The organism is Mycobacterium sp. UM_Kg27, assembly GCF_000972905.1.
Lineage (GTDB): Bacteria > Actinomycetota > Actinomycetes > Mycobacteriales > Mycobacteriaceae > Mycobacterium.
The window spans coordinates 1-2,829 of the sequence record NZ_JRMM01000236.1 but is presented as its reverse complement, the minus strand read 5'-3'; the positions used below and the strand labels follow the sequence as shown (position 1 = coordinate 2,829).

The following is a 2,829-nucleotide window of genomic DNA, read 5'->3' as shown; positions in this document are numbered from 1 at the left end:
CACTCACCACCCCGACGTGATCGCGATCGAGCGAGTGTTCTCCCAACAGAATGTCTCCACGGTGATGGGCACCGCGCAGGCCGGCGGGGTGATCGCGCTCCAGGCTGCTCGACGTGGCATCACCGTGCATTTCCACACCCCCAGCGAGGTCAAAGCCGCGGTGACCGGCAACGGTTCGGCCGACAAGGCGCAGGTGACGGCGATGATCACCCGGATTCTCGGGTTACAGCAAAAGCCGACTCCCGCCGACGCCGCGGATGCGCTGGCGCTGGCGATCTGTCACTGCTGGCGGGCCCCGATGATCGCCCGGATGGCGGCAGTCGAGGCGCTGGCCGCCGAGCAGCGGCGTAACTACACCGCCAAGCTCAAGGCGGCCCGGGCATGATCGCGTCGGTACGTGGCGAGGTCATCGACATCGCGCTGGACCATGCTGTGGTCGAGGCGGCCGGGGTCGGTTACAAACTGATGGCCACCCCGGCGACCCTGTCGATGCTGCGCCGTGGCAGCGAATCCCGTTTGATCACCGCGATGATCGTGCGGGAAGACTCGATGACGCTCTACGGATTCCCGGACGGTGAGGCGCGCGATCTGTTCCTGACGCTGATCGGCGTCTCAGGCATTGGACCCAAGATCGCCCTGGCCACCCTGGCGGTCTACGACGCGGCAACACTGCGCCGGGCGCTCGCTGACTCCGACGTCACCGCATTGACCCGGGTGCCCGGGATCGGCAAGCGCGGCGCCGAGCGGTTGGTGCTGGAACTGCGTGACAAGATCGGTGCGGTGGCCGCGTCCGACGGCGCGGTGTTCAGCGGTCATGGGGTACGCGCTCCGGTGATCGAAGCCCTGATCGGGCTCGGCTTTGCCGCTAAGCAGGCCGAAGAGACCACTGACAAGGTACTGGCCGACGCGCCCGATGCGACCACCTCCGAAGTGCTGCGGACCGCGCTGAGCCGGCTGGGGAAGACCAAGTGAGCCAATCCGATGAGCCCGGCGGTTCAGCAAGGCTCGACGGAGGAGAGCCGAAGCTGGGACCGTCGCAGGAACCGGGCGAACCGGACGCCCGGGAGGTCTCCCCGGCGCTGACCGTCGGCGAGGGAGACATCGACGCCGGGCTGCGCCCGCGCAGTCTGGCCGAGTTCATCGGGCAGCCGCGGGTACGCGAGCAGTTGCAGCTGGTGATCGAGGGCGCCAAGAACCGCGGCGGCACACCCGATCACATCTTGCTGTCCGGCCCACCAGGGCTGGGTAAGACGTCGCTGGCGATGATCATCGCCAGCGAACTGGGCAGCTCGTTGCGGGTGACCTCCGGGCCGGCGCTGGAGCGTGCCGGGGACCTGGCCGCGATGTTGTCGAATCTGGTCGAGCACGACGTGCTGTTCATCGACGAGATCCACCGCATCGCCCGGCCGGCCGAGGAGATGCTGTACCTGGCGATGGAGGACTTCCGCGTCGACGTCGTCGTCGGGAAAGGGCCTGGCGCGACGTCGATTCCGCTGGAGGTGGCCCCTTTCACTCTGGTTGGTGCGACCACCAGATCAGGTGCGCTGACCGGCCCGCTGCGCGACCGGTTCGGGTTCACCGCCCACATGGATTTCTACGAACCGGCCGAACTGCAGCGGGTGCTGGCACGCTCGGCGAAGATCCTCGGGATCGAACTGGGCGCTGAGGCGGCGGCGGAGGTCGCGCGGCGCTCCCGTGGCACACCGCGGATCGCCAACCGGCTGTTGCGCCGGGTGCGTGACTACGCCGAGGTGCGTGCCGACGGGGTGATCACCCGCGACGTCGCCAAAGCTGCGCTGGCGGTCTATGACGTCGACGAACTGGGCCTGGACCGGCTGGACCGCGCGGTGCTCTCGGCGCTGACCCGAAGCTTCGGTGGCGGGCCGGTCGGGGTCTCCACCCTGGCGGTTGCGGTGGGGGAGGAAGCCGCCACCGTCGAAGAGGTCTGCGAGCCGTTCCTGGTGCGCGCCGGGATGATCGCTCGCACTCCGCGGGGTCGCGTCGCGACTCCGGCAGCGTGGACGCACCTGGGCATGGTGCCGCCGGCAGGCGCGGGGGGATTGGGGCAACAGGGGTTGTTCGAGTAGCTCGGGCTGCGCACCTTGCCCGGCTGCTGCATCTGGGACAGATTGTCGAGGTCGCGGTTCCCTCCGCGGGGCAGGAAGCGGTCCGTGATCTGGTGCGTGCCCGGGAGGACTGCCGCGGTGATCTGATGAGCGCCCGGCAGCGTATATCGAAATTGCTTCTGCGCCAAGGGATCATCTATTCCCATTGCCAGCCCTACCGGCCAGGGGGTGGATCTGCGGCGGCGACGCTGGGACGCCGCGACACCGGCGGCACGTGCCCGCGGACAGGCGGCCAACCGGCGGTTGCACCACCGCTGGGAAAGCTTCGATGCCCGCAAGAAGCGTCCCGTGCTGGCCAACACCGCTATCGCCCGGGAACTGGCCGGCTGGTGCTGGTCATTGGCTGTGCTCGACACCTGACAGCCCTGCCCACAACTGTCCGAACAGGCCACGGTGGTGGCGGCAGCGCCTGGGAGTGACCCGCGAACGCTCTATGAGTAATTCGGTTGTCCTGCAACATGAATGACGCTCGACTTCTAGACCAGCGATCCACTCCAGCAGAACAGTCCGTCCTGCGGTACCCAACCCGCGAATATCAGACTTGACGACGCGTCGACAACGACACGCTCGCCACCCACCAAAATCCTGTTCGGTCACCGAAGCGGCGCCCTAGGTGTAATGGCCAGGGACGTTGTGAACGGCGTGGTGCGCGGAAGTAGGTGAGGACCTCCGGTATCGGTGTGGTTACCACACGCACGCCGAT

At 67.7% G+C, this 2,829-nt stretch carries 3 protein-coding genes and 1 pseudogene; all 4 read left to right on the top strand.

All coding sequences use genetic code 11. The features are described 5' to 3' along the window. Positions 1 to 385: crossover junction endodeoxyribonuclease RuvC (locus LI94_RS20795; RefSeq protein WP_046302421.1), on the top strand; the 385-nt coding region annotated here is incomplete at its 5' end. Next, positions 382 to 972, top strand: a complete 591-nt coding sequence (gene ruvA / locus LI94_RS20790) for a Holliday junction branch migration protein RuvA (protein ID WP_046302419.1) — start codon at positions 382 to 384, stop codon at positions 970 to 972. The genes LI94_RS20795 and ruvA, both read left to right, overlap by 4 nt. A gap of 53 nt (positions 973 to 1,025) precedes the next feature. After that, complete coding sequence (ruvB, locus tag LI94_RS20785) at positions 1,026 to 2,087, top strand: Holliday junction branch migration DNA helicase RuvB (RefSeq protein ID WP_046302420.1); 1,062 nt, start codon at positions 1,026 to 1,028, stop codon at positions 2,085 to 2,087. 5 nt (positions 2,088 to 2,092) lie between these two features. Beyond that, positions 2,093 to 2,486, top strand: a pseudogene (locus LI94_RS23460) (hypothetical protein); the annotation flags it as partial. Between the last annotated feature and the right edge of the window lie 343 nt (positions 2,487 to 2,829).

What these genes read in the sequence shown, in the direction of transcription:
- ruvA (WP_046302419.1), top strand. Translation starts at nt 382, where the DNA reads ATGATCGCGTCGGTACGTGGCGAGGTCATCGACATCGCGCTGGACCAT.